Annotated in this window: 3 protein-coding genes; 1 reads left to right on the plus strand and 2 read right to left on the minus strand. The window is 53.2% G+C overall.

Annotated elements, in window-relative coordinates; all coding sequences use genetic code 11:
* Positions 1 to 228 precede the first annotated feature (228 nt).
* Positions 229 to 2,427, plus strand: coding sequence for a tetratricopeptide repeat protein (locus ACOSDM_RS06830; protein ID WP_420723753.1), 2,199 nt, complete (start codon positions 229 to 231; stop codon positions 2,425 to 2,427).
* A 40-nt stretch (positions 2,428 to 2,467) separates the two neighbouring features.
* On the opposite strand, the gene ACOSDM_RS06835 is transcribed toward ACOSDM_RS06830, so the two are convergent.
* Together ACOSDM_RS06835 and ACOSDM_RS06840 are read right to left on the minus strand one after the other, a co-directional pair.
* The gene (locus tag ACOSDM_RS06835; protein WP_420723754.1) at positions 2,468 to 4,843 is read right to left on the minus strand and encodes a CHASE2 domain-containing protein; all 2,376 of its coding nucleotides are present in this window, start codon (positions 4,841 to 4,843) and stop codon (positions 2,468 to 2,470) included.
* A gap of 94 nt (positions 4,844 to 4,937) precedes the next feature.
* On the minus strand, positions 4,938 to 17,843 hold the full coding sequence (locus tag ACOSDM_RS06840) for a FecR domain-containing protein (protein WP_420723755.1): 12,906 nt from the start codon (positions 17,841 to 17,843) through the stop codon (positions 4,938 to 4,940).
* Positions 17,844 to 18,077: the final 234 nt, after the last annotated feature.

Consider the following 18,077-nt stretch of genomic DNA (forward strand, 5'->3'; position numbering starts at 1 on the left):
GTTCAAAAAACCGGACAGTAGATGTAAACAACGATGAGTGAATGTCGACTGAAAATACGACATTCATTGGTATTCTTTCGGACGGGAAAAAGGAATGTCAGGCCATGGCTGCCGATGCAGGTGCAGGATGCGCTTATTGTTGCGGGACTTTTCCGCCGCCCTGACCTAGTTTAAGGCAGGGACGAAACGAACAAGAAGCCAGCGGATACACGCGGATCGGATAACAATATGTCGGAACAAGACGTTCAATCGCAAGCGACACAGGAAACGACACAGGAAACGGGGATTGGGGATAAATCCGCAGCTATTCATCCCGATGCGCGCTATCATGCCGCCGTGGCTGCCTTGCAGGCGGGCAATCTGCAGGAGGCCGAGCGGGGCGTCAGGGACGTGTTGCAGGATAATGATCGCGACGCCCAGGCGATTCACCTGTTGGGCGTGATTGCGCATCAGGCCCGGAAAACGGATGTCGGTGTTCAATTGGTTCAGAAAGCCCTGGAGATTGAGCCGGATTCTGCGGCGTTTCTGAATACTTTGGGTTTTCTGCTTCGTCTTGAACGAAAACATGCAGAGGCCGTGGCGGCATTGCGGCGCGCGGTTGAATTACGACCCAACTATGGTGAGGCCCTGAACAATCTGGGCATCGCCCTGTCAGAATCCGGTCAGCCCGACGCGGCGATTTCCGCTTATGAGGCAGCCCTGAACGCCAACAGCGCATTCCCGGAAGTTCTGAATAATCTGGGTAATGTGCTGGCCCGCAGCAATCGCCTGGATGAAGCCCTTACCCGATATGACGAAGCAATCACAATCCGGGAGGATTATTCCGAGGCTTGGTCAAACAAGGGCGATGCGTTGTTTGCCCGGGGCAAGACAAAGGGGCATCCGGACCGCATCGCCGCAATGACATGTTATGAACGGTCGGTGGAAATTAATCCGCTTAATGTCGAATCCTGGGTAAAACTGGGCACCAGCCGTCATTCGGAAGAAAAACATGTCGAGGCGGAAGCCGCGTTTCGCAAGGCCTTGCGGTTAAGCCCCAATCATCTGCGGGCCTTGTCGACATATGCGATGACGTTGGAAAAGCTGGGGCGTCTGACATCGGCTGCGTCGCATCTGCGCCACGTCCTGACGATTGCCCCCGATGATGTCGGTGCCCTGAAGGGGTTGGGGCATGTAACGTTAAAGCTGGGCAATTCGGTAGAGGCCAAACATGTATTGGCCCGCGCCCGGGATCTGGCCCCGGCAGACCCGGATGTTCTGTATTCCTATGCCAATTGCCTGTTGCGGATGGAACAGCTACAGCCCGCCATGGACCTGTATCTGAGGGTTCGGGAGTTACAGCCCAATCAGGCGCGGGGTACCTTTGCACCCGCTGCAGTCTTGTTGATGGATGGGCAGTATGAAAAGGGCTGGGCTGCGTATGAATCGCGCTATGCGATGTCGGCCTTCAAGCCCAATGTTCCAAACATCCGGGAACGGCTGTGGGATGGATCTCCGTTAAATGGGCGGACCCTGCTGGTGCATGTCGAACAAGGGTTCGGCGATACAATCCAGTTCTGTCGCTATCTTCCCTTGCTGCAACAGAAATTGGGGACGGGGGGCAAGATTGTCTTCCTGTGTGAAAAGGAAGTATTTCGCCTGATGAAGACGCTGGGTGGTGTGGATGATCTGTATCATCTGCGTCAGGAGAACGGCCAGATCGTATTTGATGTGCAGATACCGCTGTTATCCCTGCCGCATCGTTTTGGAACGACCCTGGACACCGTCCCGCGCAATATCCCCTATCTCAGCGTACCGGAAGCCGCTGCACGCCATCAGGGTTTACCAAAATCAAAGGATGGCGTGATCAAGGCGGGGATCGTCTGGACGGGGCGTCCCACCCATTCGGATAACCTGTATCGCTCCATCCCCTTGAAGGAACTGGCAGGCCTGTTCGACATTGACGGGGTTGATTTTCATTCATTGCAAGTTGGCAACGGCGTTTCTGATCTAAAGCCCTATCTTGAACGGGGCACTGTTTTTGATCATTCTGCGGATATAAAGGATTTTGCCGATACAGCCGCTATTTTGAAAGATCTGGACGTGCTGATCAGCGTCGATACGGCGGTCTGTCACCTAGCCGGCGCGATGGGCAAGGATGTCTGGACCATGCTGCCCTTTGGCGGCGAATGGCGGTGGCTGCGCAATCGGGAAGACACGCCGTGGTATCCCACGATGCGCTTGGTGCGCCAGCGCATTCTCAGCGATTGGGGGATTGTCCTGGACCGGGTGCGGGAAGGCCTGGAAGGGGCGGTCAGGAATGCCCGATCCAAAGCGGCTGAGAAGCCGGATGTGCCGACATTTATCGTCGCAGATGATGCGCCCGCGTCAAAGGCCGGAAAGCCATCCAAGAAAGCAAAATCCAAGAAAGCCGCCGCCAAAAAATAAGTATCAGAGTATCCTGTGTGATCTGAAATTGCTCTAGATCTTACTTGCTGGTGGCGACATAGACCCCATCCCAATCGGCGGGAGGGGGATTGTCGCGGAACTCTTCCAGACGCGCCATATAGATATCATAGAATCCGTCCAGTACACCGGACAGGCGTCCTTTCAGGGCGTTCATTGTGCGCGCCGCGTCATCCCATTCCTGCGCGCGATAGGCCCGCAGCATCTCTGCATGTTGCGCTGCGACATTGCTATAATCCGGATCCTGCAAAACCTCAGGACCGCCCAGGATAGTAAAGATACGAACCGCCTCTGTCTTGCCCTTCACGGCGATCAGGTCCAACTCCGCAAGGGGGAAATGACCATCGATGGCAAGGGCGGTTTCTTCCCCAATCACAATCCCCACGCCATAGCTTTTGGATTGACCTTCCAATCGGGCGGCCAGGTTCACGGCGTCACCCAGCACGGAATAGTCGAAGCGTTGCGCTGATCCCATATTACCGACCACGCAATCGCCGGAATTGATCCCGATCCCGATATTCAGTGGCAGGAAGGTTTTATTCTCTTCCAGGGCTTCGCGTTTGCGCTCTTCGTTCAAGACGATCAGGGACTGGAACATTGCAATGGCTGCTTCGGATGCCATGCGTTCCTGATTGGGTACATCCAGGGGGGCGTTCCAGAACGCCATGATACAGTCGCCCATATACTTATCAATTGTGCCCTGGCGCTTCAGAATGTCATCGGTCAGCGGCGTCAACAGGCGGTTGATCAATACGGTCAGACCCTGCGGATCTGCCTTATACTGCTCTGAAATCGTTGTGAATCCGCGCACGTCACAGAACAGCAGGGTCATGCGCTTGGTTTCGCCGCCCAGTTTCAGTTTGTCGGGATCGGCCGCCAATTGCTCCACAAGATCAGGGGACAGATACTGCGCGAAGGCCCCGCGTACCTGCCGCTTTTCCGCGGCGTCACGGGCATAGTTGGCAAAGGCGAGAACCCCATAAATAGCCAGCGATAGGCCCGCCGGATAGGTTGCGTCCAACAACAGGCGCTGTTCGGAAAACAGATACCAACTGGTCCCGGCAAAGCCACCAATGGCGACGGTCAAACCGACCAGGGTGACAACTGGACCAACCCGCGGAATGAAGAATATCAGCAACAGACCCACTACGCCCATGGCAACAAATTCCGTCAATTGCATGGTCTCAGGATACCGGACAAAGGTCTGGCTGAGCACGTTTTCCAGAATATTCGCATGGACCTCAACCCCTGGCAGGCGGGGGCTGATGGGAGTGGCCCGAATATCCAGCAGACCAACGGCCGATGTTCCGACAATTGCCAGACGTCCGGCGATGCGTTCCGGTGGAACGCGCTTTTCCATGATATCAGAGGCCGAAATATACATACGGCCTTCATTATTGGGCATGTTGAAGCTGTCTGGCTTGGCAAAATAGACCCAGATCTGGCCCTTGCTGTCTGTCGGTATTGGGAAATTCCCGCGTGGTGTTTGCAGCCGTACTTCACTGATTCCGCCAACCGTCAGAAAGGCAAATATACTGTTACCGGCGAACCCGACCCGGATCATTTCTGTAGAAAGGGCGGGTTTGATGACATCGCTGATATGCACAACCAGGGGGACCCGGCGCACGACACCATCCACTTCTTCGCCGATGGAAAACACCCCCAGGCCAGAGGCGAATTGTTCCAGTTCAGGTCTGTTATACACAAGCGTTGGAAAACGCACGGCGCGCTTGAACAATTCGTCATTCGGGTCTGGCACGTCCTTTGTGCCCAGCGCCCCTTTAAAAGAGGTTGAATATGCAAAATCACTGGGCGCGAGGGCCTGCGTGGATTGGGTGGACGCCTGTCCCAGAACGGTGCGGACGGTCTTCATCGCTTCGGCCATAATTGATTCATTTGCGGGCGTTTGCGCAAGACTGTCGCGCACGGAAGCTGGAAGGTCCTCGCGGGATTTCGCCAACAGGTCCGGAGACGTCCGATCCAGTTCAGCGAACACAATATCGAACCCCACCACGGCAATTCCATAATCACGAAGGGCGGTCAGCAGGCGAGCGACCTGGGTTCGCGGCCAGGGCCATTGCCCCACTTCTGCCAGGCTTTTTTCATCGATATCAACAATGATGACGGGGGAGGGGTCCAAAGGCACGCGGGGCTTGACGACATTGTACATGTCGAATGTCCGCAGCCGGATTGTTTGCACGGGATCGGGATCCCAGACGCGCACGGTAACACCGGTTGCCAGAACAGCAAAGGCGATCAGGGTCGGCAGGCCGGGCTTCCACCAGGGACCGCGGCGCTTCTTTCCCGACCCACGGAACATCCGGGTAAAGAAGGATAGGATCAGGTTGGGCTTTTTATCGACGCTGCCTTGGGCAGGGGGTGCTTTTGTATCACTCATATCAAATTATAGTCCCCAACGTCTGTAACCGCCAAATTACTGTCCGCCCCGACGGGCAAGCTAAACAATCACACCAAACGAATTTGATGAAATCTTAAATCGATGCCCCCACAAGATCGACCGACATTTCGGTATCGACATAGACATGTGCCCCATTGGATGCGGAATAGATTGCATAGCTGTGGGGCGATCCACCGCCGTCATGGTCAATGGTTACGTTGATGCCTTCCGACGTCCAGTTGCCCATGCTGAGGTCCAGGGTCTGGCCGACATCGCCTTCTATGACCAGCGCATCATCCTTCAGCGCGTCGCTGACACCCAGCGTGCTGACCAGGGCGTTTACGTCTTCGGATGCCCCAAAAGCGAAGTTTTCAGACAGGAAGAAGGTATTGCTGCCCGCGCCAGAATAGTCCAGTGCTTCGATATTGTTCACGCGCCATTCGTTATCCTGAGTCGACGCAAATGTGGTTGATTGCAGATACAGAATATCCGCACCGCCCTGTCCACCATCCAGGAAGCCAATCGTGCCACCCGGTTCCAGCGTGAAGGTGTCATCGCCCCCCAGGCCGAACCAGACGGATTCTCCGCCACTGCCTGTGGTGAAATCCTGACCTGCAGCTGTGCCAAAAACTCTTTCGTTGCCGGACCCACCTTCGAAGGCTCCCGGTTCGGTATTTTCAACGGTGGGATCTTCAGCCAGCAGTTTGAAATTACTGTCTGTAAACACAGGAATAAGGATTTTATCGATTATCGCCAGATTGGCGTCACCGGTTCCGGTTTCATTGGTTATGTGAACCCGCTGGAAAAATCCGGATGCGTTGTCTGTTTGTATCTGGGGTCCGCTGCCAAATTGCGGGTTTAAGGAATAGTCATAGTCATCCCCGACACGCAATTTGAATGTCCCGCCAAAGGTCAGGTCACCATCAACTTGCAGGCCTGCGCTATGGTTTTCAAGAACCGCATTCCCTGACCCCAATTCCATCGTCAGGATGGATTTTTGATTAAGCGTCAGATTTCCAGTTATTTGGAGCGGATTGAAGTCTTCATCCGAGGCAGCGTTGTAGGCCCCGATAAAGATTTCACCACCGGACGTGCCAGCGACAAGATTACCGTCAAAATAGGCACCGCCACGGTAGCTTCCATCGGTTCCATCTACAGAAATTAAGCCATCATTTGTTAATGTTCCGGCGCCTTGATCACCGATGGTGATATTGGCAGAAACGCCCGAGGTGCCTGAGATCAGATTTATGGTACCGGTGTTGGTGAAGTCATCAAAATAGGCGTTGGTTGAGGATTCAACACCATTTGATCCAATAATATTCAGTTCACCCTGATTGGTGAAGCTGCTGGCTGTTATTGTGGTGCCTGTTGAAGACGATAGGTCCCCGATGTTCAGCGTTCCGCTTTCGCCATTCACGAAATTTGACGTAATGGTCAATTCAGTAACATCAAAATCCCGTTGGTTGGTAAAGGTTCCCGCCCCGGAAATAGCTGCATTAGATGACGCCACAATTCTGGAATCTGTGCTGTCATAGCTGAAATTCTCACCAGAACCCAGGCTCAGGGTCGCGTAATCCTGCAACTCTATCGTCCCTGTCCCGGTCAGATCTGTATTGGTTCCCAGGAACAGAGTTGAGCCGCTATTCACATCGAAAACCGCACCGGCCGCCAGCAGCAGGGCGCCATTGACGCTGTTGACCGATGCACCCTGGTGAATACGTAAATAGTCATTCACGCCCTGTGTGATGGTTCCTGTATTGACGACGGAAATGGTTTTGATCTGATTTTCACCACCCCCGTCATTCGTGCCCGCCTTGTCCCCATCTCTAAAGGCAATCAGGCCGGAATTGGTGAGGATGTTCGTTGAGCCGCCACTCAACATGGATTCCGAATTCGCCTGGACCTTGATCGTGCCTGCATTGTCGAAATCGGTATTGAACCAGATCGTGCTGTTGGTATCCGCGCTGTAAAAATCGATTGTGCCGCCCGCATTGTCAAAATTGCTGGAGGCAAGCGTCAGATCGCCATTATTCACCAGGATGGTGCCATCATTATCAATATTGCTGGTGGACAAGGTGGCGTTGGTCAGATTGACCGCACCGCCGCTGATCGCCAATGTTCCCACGCCCGCAATTTCTGCAGCCGCCGCCGATACCGTCGATCCGCTGCCCAATGTTAAAGTGCCGTCGGCAAACAGGGTATGGCCGGTGGCAATTGAAATGTCACCGCCGACGCTGTCCAAATGGTGCCCGCTGGTCAGGGTGGCCGATCCATCCAGGTCAATCAGCCCGTTATTCTGGATATCCAGGTTCAGACGATGGGCACCCCCAGCATCGTCCAATTGCAGGACGCCATTATTGGTAAGCTTTTCATTGCCAACAGTCGTTAATGTGCCCCCTTGGGCAAGAATCCCATCCGAAGCGTCAAAGGCAATGGTATGACCAGACGCGTTTGTGACATCATCTGACAAAACCAGCGTTGCGCCAAAGTCGCTGTTGGTAATGATCGCCAAACTACCCGTGCCGCCAATTGTGTCGGCCCCCAAAGTCCCGCTGGCGCTGTCAACGGTGATCGTTCCATTGTTGGTGATTTCGCCTGGGGCCAGAGTGAAACCGCCAATGTCGAAGCTGACATCACTGTTGACGCGCAGCGTTCCCGCACCGCCAAATGTGCTGCTATTGGCAAAGTCCAAATTGGGCGTCAGCGTGGTCAGGGTGAAGGTTTCCCCCGACGCGATATCCAGTAGGCTGGTGCTTCCTACACTGATTGTCCCTGCGCCGGTCAGGGCAGTGTCGCTTCCAATGGTCAGGGTGCCGTCCACATTCAGCGCCTGGCCGGAGGCAATGTCGATCTGGCCGTCGCGCGTATCAAAATTGTCAGCAACTGTCAGTGTCTGGTCAATGTCGACCATACCCTGATTGATGATTGTTCCAGACGTGTGATTGGTGATTCCCGCACCACTTTCTTTGGCCGATTGCAGCGTTCCGGTCAGGGTCAGCGTCGACCCGCTGTCCACAGCCAAGGTCGCCTGCGTCGCAATCGTGCCGTTACTGATCATACTCAGTCGGATATCACCACCCAGCGTCATATCCGTTCCGATGTCCAGTTCAACACCGGCCGCACGGGCGGAAATGTCCAACAGTCCCTGACTGTTGTTCACCGCACTGTTGTTCAGACGTAAACTATGAGCGGAGCCCACTTCGATCGTGCCTTCATTCAACAGCGCTGCTGTTGTGAAGGTGGCACCATTCATGTTTATGTCGGTATCTTGGGCAACTTTATAGGTGCCAGTTCCGCCGATATGTCCCCCAGAGGCGAAATTCAGGGATACCGTGTCATCGTCAACAGTGAATGTTTCCCCGTCTGCAACGGACAAAACAGCGTTGTGGGCAAAGTCTATTGTGCCGCGGCTGGAGCCTATGCCCGTATCATATGTCAGAACAGAGGCATCGCCGACAATCAATGTGCTGTTGGCCAGGAAGTTTATCACCCCATCTGGGCCATTGTCGGTGTCTGATACCTTTATCGTTCCGTTCACTGAGTCCAGCGTTATGGTACCCTGTACATCGACCTGACCGGCAATATCCATCAGGTTCGTATTGATGATATCAACGTCAAAAATATGCGCAGTACCTGCCGTATCTGTCGATATTGTGCCCTGGTTCGTCAGGGTTCCTGACCCCGTAACCTGCCCCCCCAGGGAAGACTGGAAGCTGCTGGAATAGAATCGCAGTGTCTGGTTGGTATCAATCGTCAGATCGTCCGTCAGCGACAGCGTCGAAGATGCGGTGCTGTTGGACCGAAGCTGCGTGGTTCCGGTGCCTGTAATCGTGCCTACAGACAATTCTGCCGTGCTGTTATCGATGCGCAGGAAACCATTGTTTTCAATCGTGCTCAGGCTGACAGATGCGCCTGCAGCATAGAAATACGAACTGTCATTGATCTCCAGATCGCCATCGCCGGAAATGGTGCCGCCTGCGGTGAAATCCATGTCAGATGTATTATTGGTGATGGTAAAGACTTCACCGGAAACGATGTTCAGCTGCGCGGAGTCGCCAAATGTCAGAGAGCCGAACCCCGTAATGCTGGTATCATTACCAACAGACAAGGTGGCGTTGCCATTGATCACGATTTCTGATTCAAAATCGAAATCAATGTCGCCATCATGCGTGTCCAGGTTCTTGCCCGTCTGGATTTCAGCAACCCCATCTATTTCAAGCAGACCGGAATTGTTAAAGTCTGTTCCGATTATCAGGGACCCCGGATTCGATTGCGGGTCTTGATCAACGGTGAAAGTGCCGCTGTTTGTGAATGTGCTGCCGTTATCGGAATTCACGACAACATTTTCACCCTGCATTTGAGTGCCACTGAGATATGCGACGATTTTGCCGGCATTTGTTACGGCGCTGTTGATCGTCAACGTCGATCCACCCATGGAATCCGCCGAAAACGTAACTGTCCCATTCGTGTTATCAAATTCAGACGTGTTCAGGATGACAGCACCACGATCAACAGAAATCGTGCCTTCATTTGCCAGAGAGCCCGCTACGCTGAAAGATCCGCCACTGAGTTCGAATAATCCGGAGTTTGTAACCTCGCCCTCTGTATCGATGGCAAAGTCGGTTCCTGTCATGGTGCCATCATTCGTCAGGCTGGCCCCATTGGATACTTCCAATGTTTCAAAACTGGTTATGGCGTCATTCGTTAAGACGCCTGTGCCATTGATAAAGGCCTGACCCTGAAAATTGACCAGCGCAGAAGACAGCGTGCCGCCGGAATTTCCAATTGTGAAGGTTTCGCCCCCAACCACCTGGAAGGAAGACTGATCCCCAAGCGTCAGTGTACCTGACCCGTTCAGGTTTGTATCTGCGCCGACAACCATCGTGCCGGAAATCAGGAAATCCTTACCTGAACTGATTGAGACGGTGCCGTCCTTCGTGTCCAGGGTTGGCAATTCAAAGGCTTCACTTTGCCCTAAGCGGGTGTCCTGTTGGATGTCTATCGTGCCCTGATTGTCGATATTGATCTGTAACAGATGCTGCGCCGTTGCGGTCCCATACAGGTTTGTTTCGATAACGCCGGTATTGACCAGGGTTGCATCAGACAGATCGTTCGAAACCTCAATCGTGCCGCCATAGGGACCTTCCAGTGCATACAGCGTTAGGCTACCGGAATTTGTAAGGTCCTGTGTCAGGGTCAGGACGGAGGAGGCGTTAACGCCTATCAGCGAAAGTTCTCCGGCATTGGTCCATTGGTTGTCCGTTTCCAATAAGCCGCTATTGACCGAAATGGTTCCGTTGGCTGTCGTCTGGAATGCGGAGGATGAGACCGATACATCCGTTTCTTCGATTCTCAACACGCCATTTACAATAAAACCACTGGAATCGATGTCGACGGCTTCGTTACTCAGGGCAAGTGTGCCGCTGGCTACGGTGAATGTCGCATCACCAAAAATCGCGCTGTTGCCTTCATTCTGTCCGCCGGATATCCCCAACTGGATTTCTGGCATTCCGGTGGCATTGTAAGAAAAATCAACACCATCCGCCATGCCCAGGCTGGCTCCGGAAACAAAAGACAGGGTTCCGTGATTGTCCTCAAACCCTGCACCGGAGTCCATTATCCAACTGTGGGATTGAACGCTGATCGTTGCATCGCTGGACGACAGGGTCAGAATTCCCGACTGACGCATCGTCACCGATGTTTGCAGAATTTCACCAAAACCATTCAGCGTGCCGCCGGTGACATTGAAGTCGCCATCACCGCTGATCTCTGCGATTACCTGGCTCAAATCAATATCCAGATCGCCCTCAACGGTACCATTCACGGTGAAGGTATCTGCCGTGGATAGAAGCTGTATATCGCCGGTATAGGTTAGCCCAGAGTCAATTGTTACGCCCGCAGCTTCAAGGGCCGCATAGTTTGTGATCGACCCGCTACCGGCCAGTACACCGCCACTTTCGACGGTAAAATCAGCATAACTGGAATTGGTCAGGCTGCCATGGACCGTTAATGTTTCGCCCGAAGCGACATCAATGGACCCGACGCCACCTTCTGTCGTCGCATTTTCGAAAGTGGCATCGATAATGACGCCACCCAGATCCATATCTCCATAATTCAACAATGTCCCCGCGCCGCCAAGACTGGCGCCGCTGTTCAGTATGATTTTGCTGGCGTTGGTGTTTTCAAACTGGAAGTCGTCACCCAGATCAAGAACGCTGCCGGACCCGATCACCAAGGAACCACTGTTGTTATATTCCGTGTCCGATCCGACTGTCAGTGTTGAGGACAGGAAGGAGAGTACGCCCCCGTTATTAATCGTGATCGTGCCATCCAGACTGTCAAATCGCGTTCCCTGAATTTCCAGCCGTGATCCAACCTCAGTAAAGCCGGGAACCAGAAGCACGCCGTCATTTATGATCCGTCCGGCCTGAATAATGCCGTTCTCAAAAAGGATACTGGATTGACCTTGCAGGGTTCCTTCATTGGTCAGCGTGCCCAATCCGTCGCCCACGACCAATGTCGCGGCATTATCAACCTGTAATGTCCCGAAATTGGTGAAATCCTGCGAGATTTTCAGCACGCCATTTTCGTTCTGATTGACTGGGTCAACCTGAACGAAGCCATCATTTTGAAACGCCCCGGTAATCAACAGCGTCCCATCGCTGCCACTGTCGCCACCAATGACGATACTGCCACTTTCGCTGACCACCAGGTCCACACTGATCACATTTGTGCCGCCTGCGGCATTGCTGGATAAGGAACCATCCAGTTGAAAAACGTCCAAGGTAGAGGCACCCGCAATCGTGGCACCGTCGTTCATCCCAATGGAACCGTCCAGAGTTACCGTGCCACCACCGGCGATTGTCATCATCGCACCGTAGTTCAGTTCGATCGCGCCAGCGTTGTTATAAAAAGTGCCGGAACCAAGGGTCAGACCAAGGGTCCCGACATCAATCTGACCCTGGTTGTTGAATGTGACATTGTCGCCAATCGTCAGCCCTGAAACATCCAGCGTTCCCTGACTGAGATACATGCCATCGCCGCCAATAGTGGCGCCGCTCAGAAAGTGGATTTGCGCTTCGGTACTGTCCGCGTCGTAGGTGAAGGTTTCACCGTAAGCCACACTTAACGTACCATTTTCGGAAAATTCTGTGACGCCGGTTTCGCCTAAATCCGTGGTGCCGCCAAAGATTGCTGTGGCCTCAAGGATGGTCAGGCTGTCCGTGGATGAGCTTGCGACCAGCGTTCCGGTCGTCATGTCCAGCGTGCCGCCCGTGAACGTCCCATCGCCTTCAGAGAAATCAATCGTGCCGTTCGAATTGTCAAAATAGTTGACGGAAATCTCCGCACCGTCGCCCAGATAAATCGTTCCATTTGAGTTAATGACACGGCCATTGCCCATAAGGGTGCCATCGACACTGACCGTCCCGGTATTGGTCAGTGTATTGTTCATCGCCATGGTGCCGTTGATATCGATACTGCCGGATGACGTCATGTCGGCGTTGAAGGTCGTCGTCCCGGAATTGATTTGCAGCGTGCCTGTATCGAGATTGGCAAATTGGATGTTTACGGTGTCGCCACTTAAGGTCAGGCTGCCGGCATTGGAGAAGTTGCCAGATCCATTGATCGTCGTAGATTCCGCTTCTGCCAAGCCATCGAAAGTTTCGTATTCTCCGATCGTTGCAGAACCCAATATTTCTAAGGTTCCGCCGGATTGGCTTTCAAAGACAGAGGTTCCTGCTTCGTAGAATTCTCCTAAATCAAAGGATTCACCTGCGGCTATCCGCAAAACACCACCGCTGAAGAAATTGATCCCCCCATTGTCGAAGTTATCAAAGGAAGTATTGCTGCCGATGATAAGAACACCACCGTCGACGAGATCTAAATCTCCCTTGGTGCGTTCTTCTTCAGAATACAATTCTGCATTGGTGATATCCAGATTTCCGGCTATGTCGGCTTCACCCAATACAGAAAGGGTTCCATTCACTTGGGTGTCGGAAAGGTAAAGAGATGATTCTTCGTTCAGGATCAGGTCATCGACGCTGATTTGACCACTGCCGCTGAGCACAGACAGGGATTGGACGTTTATTACCCCGTCACTGATGATGCTGTTGGTTCCATTGACGCTTAAGGCGGATCCTTCCGAGACTACTATTGTCCCACCGTCATTGTCGACTTCGCCCTGTATATCTAAGCCCGTGGTGCCGACCGTCAGGGTGCTGTCATTGTCGATATGGGCACCCACAGCCAGGGTGACGCCATCCATGGTTTCCGCATCGGAAACGACATACGTGCCCGTGCCACCAATTGTGGAGCCAACTTCAAGGTTAAGGGCGGTGCCGTTTACATCATCCGCGGTGTTGCCAAAGAAAATATCGGTGCCATTCGTGCCGTTGCTGACATAAACAAATGTCACGCCATCGCCGCTTTCATTGGGGATAGCCACAACATCTGTTTGCGCGCCGGATGAATTCGTAGTGTCTGCGATCAGGACTCTATCGCCCTCTGCGATACCGGAAGAATTAAAGGACTGCATGTAAATCGCGGCAGCCGTCGCACTTTCATAGAAAATCTGGAAGCTGCCATCCGCGAAGGCAACAATGGAAGGGTCGGTGCCATCGATGGCACCATTCGTAACACTTATCTGGCTTCCAACTTGCTGGGTTGCACTGCCGAACCGTTGCGCAAAAATCTCCGAACCGTTGCTCCACGCAATGACATAGCCATTACTGGGCAATGCGGCGATGCCCAGCTTTCCTTGCGCGCCTGGCGCATCCAGAAATGTCTGGCTGCCAATGCTGCCGCTGGTAGGATTTAAAACCTGATGGTAGATTTTGTTGTCGCCGTTAATTTCCGTTCCGAAAATTGCAACCAGGGATCCGCCTGTACGTTCAACAATTTGTGCCCCCTGAACAATCGGGCCACCCGGGATCAGGGTGAACGGACTGGTCGTGCCGCCATTTAGGATTTTTACCGTAAATGAACTGGTGTTTTCTGAGCGCGTGATATAGCCATATCCGTCGCTTCCAAAGGAGAAAGCGTCAAAATCTACATAATTTATTCCAGATTCGTTTGATAACTCATGGTAGGCATCGACATAGGTTCCATCATTGTTGAACAAGGCCCATTTCTGAACAACGGTCGAGCCATTGGGTTGGTTGTAGGTAATAATGAAGTGGTCCGGGCCCGCCGCTGCAACGCGGGGGCTATGCGTGCCACCCATTGTTGCCGTTGCATCAAATTCGGCAATGACAGTGCCGGATGCGTTGACGATGGCACCCTTGTCATTGCCAGCCTGTTCCCAGACAACGGCATAATTACCGTTGCCCAGCAGCGTGATATCCGGATTGGACTGGTTGCCCAGAGCCGTCTGATTTATCTGTGAATCATCGCCTGGCGAGTATCCCCCGACGTGATCGAAACGCCCTCCGGCTTCGATGCTGATCGTCCCGCCGCTGCCGATATTCAGGGTCCCGTCACTGCCAAGGTCAGTTTCTGATCCAACAATCAGGGTACCATTTGTGCCAACGGATAATGTGGCTTGTGAATCTTCAAAGGCCAATGTTCCTTCGTTGATATCCAAAATGCCCGTGACGCTGCTCGTTCCCTGCAGGTTAACGGTCCCGATCACTTCTGTGTAAGTCACCGCCAGGGCAGCCCCATCGTTCAACTGCAGCATCGACAGGTCCGCAAGCGACCCGGTACCGTTAAGCTGCGCATCATTAAACAGGGTAATTGATCCACCGGTTATGGTGGAGTTGACGGTGAAGCTGCCGCTGTTATTGACATAGATATCACCGTCGGCTTCCTCAGAGGGGTTTTCGTTTTGGATATCGATATTCAGAATATCGCCATTAAACGAAATCTCACCGCCATTGATGACGGTGCCTGTCCCATTGATGACCGAGCTGTTCAGACTGGCGCCGAATCCATTGAATGTGTCTGAATCAGAATTCAGCCAAGTTCCATTTACCTGTAATGTCGATGTGTCGTTTAGAAAACGATACTTGGCATTGGCCAGGGAGGCCGTTTCGCCTTCGGCAATCTCAACAATGCCATCTGATCCGACATTTATGCTGAGCGCCGACAGCGTGCTGCCAAGATACCCGGTGTCCGTCCCGATGATCAGGCGACCGCCATCTGAGATATCCAATTGCGATGAATATCCAGTGAGGTGGAACGTGCCATCGCGCATGTCCAAATTGCCGATCAGATCCGCCCCTGCGGAATAGTCGAACTCAATCGCGCCCGTATTTACAAATGTGCCGGGCCCATCGAATACAGGCGCAATATAGTTATCCAAAGTAATCGTGTTCAGGGTTACCTGACCGGTCGCGTTATAGGTCCCGTTGCCGAGGGACAGTGTGCCGCTGGTCTGTTCGACAAAATCAAAATTCTCGAATGTTTTGGTTACTTCGCCATCGGTTAAATAAACATTGCTGACACTGCCGCCCAGATTCAATAGCAGGGCGTCGTCACCAATCACCAATGTATCAGACCCGCCATCCCCACCGCTGGCGGATTGAGAGATTTCGTCGACAGTGATCTTGTCATTGCCTTCACCGCCCAGGACGTATTCGAAATTGGTGAAGGTCGAACTGGCGCCGTTTTTGTTAAACACATCATCGACAAAGCTGAAGGTGACATCGCCGCCTGCAAAATTCAGGCTCAACGTGTCTTGCCCTTCCGAGCCATTAACATCGACCCCGGCCTCATACACTATTACTGTGTCTTCGCCATGGCCCAGACGGATGAAGTCAACATTGGTTAAGGTGTCGTAATCAATAATTTCTGCGCCATAGTCATTCACCGACGTGGTGCCGGAAACACTGTACAGGTTTACCGACAACGAGGTTCTGTTCTGGCCGGAGACGGAATCATAGGTGACGCTGTCATATCCTTCGCCGCCATCATAGAAGTCATTGCCTTCGCCCGTACCGCCGATAATCGTGTCATCTCCGGTGCCTGCATTGACGGTATCATCACCCCCACCGGTCGTGATCGTGTCATTGCCCGCCCCGGTATTGACGGAATCATTTCCGCCACCCGTTGTTATGTTATCTGTACCCGATCCGGTCGTGACCAGATAATTGGCATTGGGATTTGAAAAATTGGCGCTGTTGAAGGTGGTATCGGCCGTGCTGTTGGGGGCCTGATATCCAAAATCAAACCCGGAGGAGGGGGAGGATTGCAAACTGCCCTGGGTGACATTGAACGAACTGTTGCCATCTCCAACCGTGGATGAGGAACCGGTTACCGGCGTGACCGATTCGTTGAACGAGTCATCTTGAGAGAAAACAGGGGATTGGGTTGATGAGGGTGTTTGATTTGGGGTGACCTGACTATCGTTACCCGTTGTCTGTTCCGTGTCATCCGACCCACCGGTATAGGGGCTGGTAACATTGATTACTTCATCACCGGGCGTATTGGTCCCGTCATTACCGCCGCCTTCGTCATCGGGATCCTCACCGCCCTCTATATCGCCAATCTCTTCCTGTTCTTCTTCGTCGTCGCCTGCGCCTTCTTCATCCGTTTCTTCGGCATCCTGAAGATCCTGCAGGTCTTCTTCGGTCAGTTCAGAATCTTCACCGCCACCGCTTTCGTCAGTTTCACTATTTGTTGGCGACTCTTCATCGTCGCCGCCGCTGTCTTCGACTTCCCCTGCTGAATTGTCGTCATCCTCTTCGCTATCGGATTCATCGTCGGAATTGGAATCCGGTGCGTTTGTCACAAGATCTTGCAAATTCAGATCAATGGTTTGGCCGGTTCTGGCCTCAATAGTCGTTTTAATAGCATTTTCAATTGTTTGCAGATCACTGGGCGACAGGGCCTTGAACTGGCTGGAGTTCCGGGCGATCACGTTTTGCGCCGTATCGACGAAATCAAATATGGCTGTGCCGCCGGTCCCATCGGCGGTGCCGGTAGCGGTGGCGAAATTCTCACTCAAGACGATGGTCTGGGTGCCCGCCGTGATGGCGATTTCCCCATCCACAATAGTGAAGCGGAAGGTCTCTCCCGTGCTCAATTGCTCGCCAGACACTTCCCCGGTCACGATGGTTCCGCGAATCCCGATGGTCGCGACAGGCGTGGTGACGGTCATGTCGTTTGGATTGTTCTGGGCAATCTGACCCGATACGAACAGGAACCCGCCTTGCAGGATGGAGAAGGCAGATTCCCCAGAACTGGTGGCCGGATCAAACACCATTTCATCCAGCGCCAGTCGCGCATCGCCGCCAAGGGTGAACAGCGTGCCATCGATGAAGGTCATTTTAATCGACGCGCCGTCTGCCGTTTCAATCTGGTCGCCCTGGAAAACGGGATCACCGGCCTGCAGCCGCACGCGGGTGCCATCGGGCCGAACCGCATAGACTTCACCGGTAATGGTTTCCACGGTGCCAATGCTGTTGCCCTGGGACTGCGCGACCTGATTATCGGTCAAGGCAGCCAATTGATTGGGCGCGACCGGGTGCAGGAAGGATTCGACCAGTTCCGGCGTTAACCGACGCCCGCCAGCCCCTAAAATATCGGGGGTGAATTCCACGGCGAAATAGTTTTCAATCTGAACAGCCGTTCCATCCGGCTTGATCAACAGCAGGTCCGAGCCTTGGCGGACATAATCGCCGTCATAGATGTAGGAGATGTCGGGCAGGGAAACAGTGTCGCCATCGCGGGCATCAAACGATATTACGATGCTGACATCAGCGCCGCCCAATGTTCCGGTTTGCAGCCCGGTCTCTGATGTCGCCTGGAATCCGGGTAAGGCATCACTGCGTGCCGCCAGATCAGATAGATCATTGTCTGTTAGAATGATGTTGGAAACGCCGTTGGGGCTGGCTAAGGCATCGCCATCTTGATCGCGCGGGGTGTTTAACGCTGGATCGAGGGTGGGTGAAGCAGAATCACTATTGGCTTCGTGGTTGGGCTCCACTGAAAAGTTAGAGCCTTCCTCAGACGAAGCGCCATTATCGCCTGGGCGAAGCGTTGATTCTTGTTTTGCCATTTTCAATCCCCAGGAGCCCCAGTTTATCAGTATCCATAGCACTTCTGTGCGAGAATGCATTCATAAACCAGCAACGCCTCAAGCGCTAAGCGCCCCTCCTAAAATTTATATAGCATTTGATGGAAGTTTTGGAAAGATTTCAGGCATAGTTTTTTATGTTTGGTAAAACTTTAATGATTTTTTTGAACCTTTCTATATCGCCTTGCCATTCGATGGGGTTGCAGCGTGTCACTT

Origin of the sequence: Hwanghaeella sp. LZ110, from assembly GCF_048892525.1 — a bacterium.
In the GTDB taxonomy this organism is placed as follows: Bacteria; Pseudomonadota; Alphaproteobacteria; order UBA8366; family Aestuariispiraceae; genus Pacificispira.

What these genes read in the sequence shown, in the direction of transcription:
- ACOSDM_RS06835 (WP_420723754.1), bottom strand. Translation starts at nt 4,843, where the DNA reads ATGAGTGATACAAAAGCACCCCCTGCCCAAGGCAGCGTCGATAAAAAG.
- ACOSDM_RS06840 (WP_420723755.1), bottom strand. Translation starts at nt 17,843, where the DNA reads ATGGCAAAACAAGAATCAACGCTTCGCCCAGGCGATAATGGCGCTTCG.
- ACOSDM_RS06830 (WP_420723753.1), top strand. Translation starts at nt 229, where the DNA reads ATGTCGGAACAAGACGTTCAATCGCAAGCGACACAGGAAACGACACAG.